This is a genomic window from Vibrio sinensis, from assembly GCF_003605645.1.
GTDB lineage: Bacteria > Pseudomonadota > Gammaproteobacteria > Enterobacterales > Vibrionaceae > Vibrio > Vibrio sinensis.
Window position 1 is genome coordinate 58,241 of sequence record NZ_QVMU01000028.1, and the last position, 6,000, is coordinate 64,240.

A 6,000-nucleotide genomic window follows, 5' to 3' on the forward strand; every position below is an offset into this window, starting at 1 on the left:
CGCTTGCACCCAATAACAACTCTGGGTAATATCCCTCTCGTTCCCAAGGAATGCGTCCGTAGCTCAGTTGGTTAGAGTATCGCCTTGACATGGCGGGGGTCGGTGGTTCGAATCCACTCGGACGCACCATTCCTTCTTGCAGAAATGTAAGTGAACACAGAATTTGGGTCTATAGCTCAGTTGGTTAGAGTACTACCTTGACATGGTAGGGGTCGGCGATTCGAGTTCGCCTAGACCCACCATTTTCTATGAATATTTATTCATTATGCGTCCGTAGCTCAGTTGGTTAGAGTATCGCCTTGACATGGCGGGGGTCGGTGGTTCGAATCCACTCGGACGCACCAAATATTCAACAACAAAGCCCGCTTTTAGCGGGCTTTGTTGTTTTTACCGGTTTCATTTCTTGCTATCTCCTCTACTCTAATTCATTCTCTATAAGTCAATGCTTCAACACTAAAACAATTATTTTATTAACTTGCGAAATGGTCTTTAAGTAATAAAATGCCGCCTCAATTATTTATTGTGATTACTAATGTATAAGAGCCTTTCTCGAACCTATCGAAGCCATATCCTTTCGATAACTAAACTTTCTCTATTAATGATCGTTATCGTCGGCTCTTCATACGCAATTTTTAATGCTGTAAAGCTCGATAATCTTTCAAAGTCTATCGTGAATGATTTCAAACAAATTTATTCGATTAGCCGTCGCTTTGCACAATACTACAACAACACAAATACCGTCGAACTAGAAAAAGGCCTCTATGTACGTAATGGCGTTAGTATCATGGTTAACAAAGATACTGATGCTAAAGTGCTCTCAGTTGGGATTAATAAGCTTCGATCTGAGCTAGAGCTTATAGCGCAAGATAATATTTGGACTATCGCCATTTTTGAAAACCCTGCGGATTACAGTCATTTCTCACCTCTTCGTAAAGAATACCAAGAACGATATAGTTCCTATCAATCTGATGATGTAGTTAAACGCATTGTAAAATTAGAGCGATTAGAAAATACCTTTGATCAATTCTATGGTTGCAACATAAAACTCTCCGAAACCTATCGGGAAGATGGTTCAGGTCAACTTGTCAGAACTATTTATTACCCTGTTTACAATGAAAGAAAGCTCGATGCACTGCTCGCTATCGACGTTAAAGCCAGTTTTGTCGATCTTGTCATTGATACGTTCAATCACGCCAACTTTACTGCTGCCAATACACAATTCGGTATATATTCATATCAACAACCCGTTGAAATACCGTGTACAGATGCTCAGCCAATCATCATTGGGTTTAGTCTTTGGGATATTTTGAAGCCCATCTTGCTTCCTGCGATTTTTATTGCCTTTTTGATTCATGCCATTGTTGTATTTATTAAAAGTCGCCAGTTGCGTATAAAACGAGACAAGATGACTGGCTTCTATCGCCGAGATTTTTACGAACCAAAATTGAAAAAAGCATACGATTTTTCAATGCTCATTATTGATATCGATTTCTTTAAAGTCATTAATGATACTCATGGTCATAAAGTTGGTGATGAAGTCATTACAGAGGTTACACGTCGAATATCGAGTCAGATAAGAAGCAACGATGTTGCTGTTCGTTGGGGTGGTGAAGAGTTTCTTGTACTGTTTAAAGATATGACAGATGAGATGCTCTACGATAAAGCGGAGCTAATTCGACAATATGTCGCGCATAAGCCAATTTCCGACATAGAGGTTACCATTTCAGTCGGAGGTGTCATTTTACGAGATCAAGAATTTAATGAAGCGTATAAGCGCGCCGATCATGCACTCTATCAGTCGAAACGCGACGGAAGAAACCGAGTCACAATCTATGAGGCTACAACTTCATAGGGTTTTCCACATGACAAATGCGTGTGACTTTCTCGATTAATTGACACCAACAAAAATGCCACTCATTGAGCACGAGTGGCATTTTTATTACACGATATAATAACTATACCGTTAACGTACTTTAATCAATTTTAGTTGGGTCTAGTAAAACATTGAGTAAGTTATTCATTTCATTTGGTGTTGAATAGCCATCAAACTGCCCATCGTTATTTTCTAGGGTAATCGTTACATCAATTGCTTCATCGTCATCATCATCGGTTAGATGCAAAATGACGTCTCCATTAGGACCCGATGGCTTATCGATTGAGATATGTTCTAACAGATCCGACATCGACGAACTATCATCGAACAACTCTTCGAGCACAATTTTATCAATACCAACTTCAAAGTCTTTGATCGTATCATGTTCCCCTATTCTCTCTTCACCTTCGTCACCCCAGATAAAGATATCTTCATCATCACCGCCGACAAGGATATCATTGCCTAACCCCCCTCTTAAGGCATCAACACCAGCCCCACCGTACAATTGATCATTACCGGATTCACCATCAATCGCATCCATACCGCCCTGACCATAAACTTTATCATCGCCAGCGCCCGCATAAGCAATATCGATGTCATCCGTTTTTCTCATTGGAACATCTTCGCCATCGATAAATTTCTCGAACGTTTCTAGTGCTAGAGCCTCAGTATCAAGTCCCTTTCCAGATATGTTGACGGCTTCGCTATCTCCCAGATAAATCTCATCATTTCCGCTACCGGTTTCGACATAGTCTCCACCGTTACCAACATCAATATAATTATCAATGTGAGCCGTGCCATCAAAGACGGTATTTTCCGTTTTACCCGTATTCCCTTTATGTTCCTGCCATTTCAGATCATCATCACCATGCAAAGTAATCGTATCGGTTACATCACCTTGTGAAATAATAGAAGCTGGTGCGGGTTCAAGTTCCACTAACTCGGATAACGCATCAACTTTAACGTTGATCGACATACTGATATTAGCCATGCTATCTGAATGCGCTTCTTTGGATGTTGCGATCACTGTAATAACGAAATCTTGATGAGAACCTTCCGGAGGTAACACGAACAACTCATCTAGGTTCCAATCTGTCACATCCACAGTTCCACTATCATTAACGGTAACACTTTTTCCATCACCATCACTGAGTTCAGCACCACGTGGTAAGCCTGTCAGCTTGACTGTTAATGATTCTGAACCATCGGTGTCAGTAAGAGCCGCTGAGATCCGGGATAACGGAATCTCAGTATCTTGTAGCCCTTCGTTGTAGCTATAAACTTCGTACATTTCTTTACCATCAGATAACTTAAGATCTGAGGTTCTTAATTCAGCATCGTATAGACTATCAAGATCAGGCATCACAGAGAGTGCGCTATTGCTAAGATCTATCGCTTCAGCGCCATCTATAGAGACATTAACATCAAAATTTCCTGGTCCACTTTGGTTATGGTGATAAATTTCAATTGGATAGTACCCACTGACTGTTGGTGTAAATGCATCACCTTTAATTTGGCCGCTATCTTCACCCCAGCGAGCTTCGTCAACCAGTTGACCGCCTACTTTAATAGCTAAGCTATCATCTGCTTTACCTGTAAAGTCATATCCTTTACCAGCTTCAAGATAGATAAGGCCTGTAATCATGACAGCTGTATTCACGGGCGTCGCATTTTTTGATGTTTCTTGCACGTTATCTGTAGTGCTTTTTTCAGCTGAGTCTGGGTCTAGTTTTGATAACGCTTCAATTAGAACGGATCCCGAAACTCCATCACCTATACTAGATTCTTTATCCTTGTCCTTATCATCATCTTTGTCGTCTTCATCCTTATCCTTATCGTCATCTTCGTCTTTGTCGTCTTTATCCTTACCCTTGTCGTCATCTTTGTCTTTGTCGTCTTTATCCTTACCCTTGTCGTCATCTTCGTCTTTGTCGTCTTTATCCTTGTCCTTGTCGTCATCTTCGTCTTTGTCGTCTTTATCCTTACCCTTGTCGTCATCTTTGTCTTTGTCGTCTTTATCCTTACCCTTATCGTCACCATCGTCTTTATCATTTACTTCAACGTCAGCCCATTTAAAGACATTAAAGAACTGCGTTGGTAGATCGATTGTCGGGGTTTCTACTGATAACTGAGGCTGATCAGCAACAGGCTCGATATCAATTGTTAATGTAATTTCATCACTACGGGTATCCCCTTGCTCGACAACAAAGCTAATGGTTGAGTAATCTTGTTTTAGGTTGCCCTCACCAGAGTCGGTATATCCATCAAAACCTGATTCATTTTCAATCGCTTTGAATCTCACATTTCCAGCCACGATATCGCTAACCTCGACTCGATCTCGCGCTGACAAGGTTTCCCAAACATCATCCGATGTTTGTATCTCATACACACCCGTTTCCGATATGGCTGTAATAAACAAAGTCGCATTTAGATCGGTAACACCAAACTCTTCAATTGTGAGTATGTGGTGGGTTTCTTGATCTTCAAGTAGTGTAATCTGATTGCTCTGTGCGACAGGTAACACCGTGACATTCAGCGTTTGAGTCACGGTTTCAATCACGCCAGGTGCATTATCTTGCGCAGAGACCACAATATCTAATGTGTAGTTGCCATCCTCGGGAACATGAATAAATAACTCTGATAAATCATCTTTCCACGCTGTTATATCAACAATACCGTCTTGATCTGGTACCAACACACTTCCATTAGGAGCCTTGATCGTTGTTCCATCAGGGAAGTCACTGGTATCTAATTGCACGGTTAAGGTTTCTGAACCATCACGATCCTGTAAGTTAACTTCAATATCACTCAGTGGGATATCACTATCTTCGTAGCCTAAGTTATCTCGCGTTTCTAACTTGATGTTATCAAGCAGCGCACCAACACTATTAGCTGAGGTTTCTGATTCAAAAACAATTTTATATTGGCCATCTTCCGAGGTGGCAAAATTAATACTTTCCGTATTCCAAGTATTGCTTTGCTCATTGGTGTACTCATAAAGCACGGTGCGATTGCCTTGACTATCTTCTAAGAAAACAGTCGCTGGTGAATCTCCAACACGACGAGCCACAATATCAAAAGATAGGTTATAGAATTGCCCAGCTTCACCACTGAATTGGGTGTAAAGCTGATCATCGCCATGTCGACCTTCCAGCTCGTAAATGTTATTCCCTACTTCACCATCTTTCCCGCGATAAACGGTTTCTTTGCCGACTTCGTTGTAGTCTTTCCCATTCTTATTATTGTCGGTGCCCCATACACCCTCCGCACCATCTTCAATTCCCGATTCAGTATCTGCACTTGTTAACTCATTAGAGTCAACATCACCTCTCCAAGATCGACCGTCGAGATCGATCGTATCAAAGTTGTGATACGAAATAATTTCAGGATCAGCTATCGTTAGTAATGGCTTATCCGTCACTGCGATAACCGTGATATCAACCTCATGTTGTTCAAGAAGAATATCCTGCTGTGAATAGCCAGCAACACTAAGTTCGAAATCTTCATCACTATTGTTAGGAGGTGTCACCGATAACAAGTAAAGCTGTTCAAGCGTTAACTTAGCTTCTCCATCTACAACGGGAATATCATTTCCATCAGATTTTAGAGTCGCGTTCTCGGGGATATTAGTGATGACCACGTACTCAATACCATGGTCATCTGCTAATGAAATATTTAATTCAATTTGACTGTCTTCATCACCCTCTAATTGCTTAGTAACTAGTAATGTCGGTTCATCAATATTCTCAATTATTCCAGTACCGTTTTTACCATCGAGCGTTAAAGTAAACGACTCATCGACTTCATAAACGCCATCAATAACCGTTGGGATCAACACCGAGAATGCACCAACACCCACGGGTACTACGATTTGATTGTTGTCAGCATCGTAGGTAACGCCATGGGTAAATTGCACCTGATTTAAATCGACATCTTGCTCTGTCGCCGAATCACCGGCTTGACCAAACGTGATGTCATAGCGGGTTTCTTTTAAAACGCCCTGCTCCAATTCCACTTTGTAAACGAGATTTTCACCCTCAAGCACGGTGGTATCGAGCATTTCTATCGCGTTAACACCAACTTCTGGTGGAAGTGGATTGACGATAATCGATACGGTCGCTTCATCG

Annotated in this window: 2 protein-coding genes and 3 tRNA genes; 4 read left to right on the forward strand and 1 reads right to left on the reverse strand. The window is 41.3% G+C overall.

Annotation, left to right across the window (positions count from 1 at the left end; all coding sequences use genetic code 11):
• Positions 1 to 52 precede the first annotated feature (52 nt).
• The 4 genes from DZ860_RS20355 to DZ860_RS20370 all read left to right on the forward strand — a co-directional run bounded on the left by DZ860_RS20355 (position 53) and on the right by DZ860_RS20370 (position 1,852).
• A tRNA-Val gene (locus DZ860_RS20355) sits at positions 53 to 129 on the forward strand.
• 36 nt (positions 130 to 165) lie between these two features.
• Positions 166 to 242: transfer RNA gene (locus DZ860_RS20360), tRNA-Val, on the forward strand.
• A gap of 25 nt (positions 243 to 267) precedes the next feature.
• Positions 268 to 344: transfer RNA gene (locus tag DZ860_RS20365), tRNA-Val, on the forward strand.
• A 188-nt stretch (positions 345 to 532) separates the two neighbouring features.
• Complete coding sequence (locus tag DZ860_RS20370; RefSeq protein WP_120034800.1) at positions 533 to 1,852, forward strand: GGDEF domain-containing protein; 1,320 nt, start codon at positions 533 to 535, stop codon at positions 1,850 to 1,852.
• Between the two features lie 121 nt (positions 1,853 to 1,973).
• On the opposite strand, the gene DZ860_RS24815 is transcribed toward DZ860_RS20370, so the two are convergent.
• On the reverse strand, positions 1,974 to 6,000 hold a 4,027-nt coding region (locus DZ860_RS24815; protein ID WP_279386840.1), incomplete at its 5' end, for a calcium-binding protein.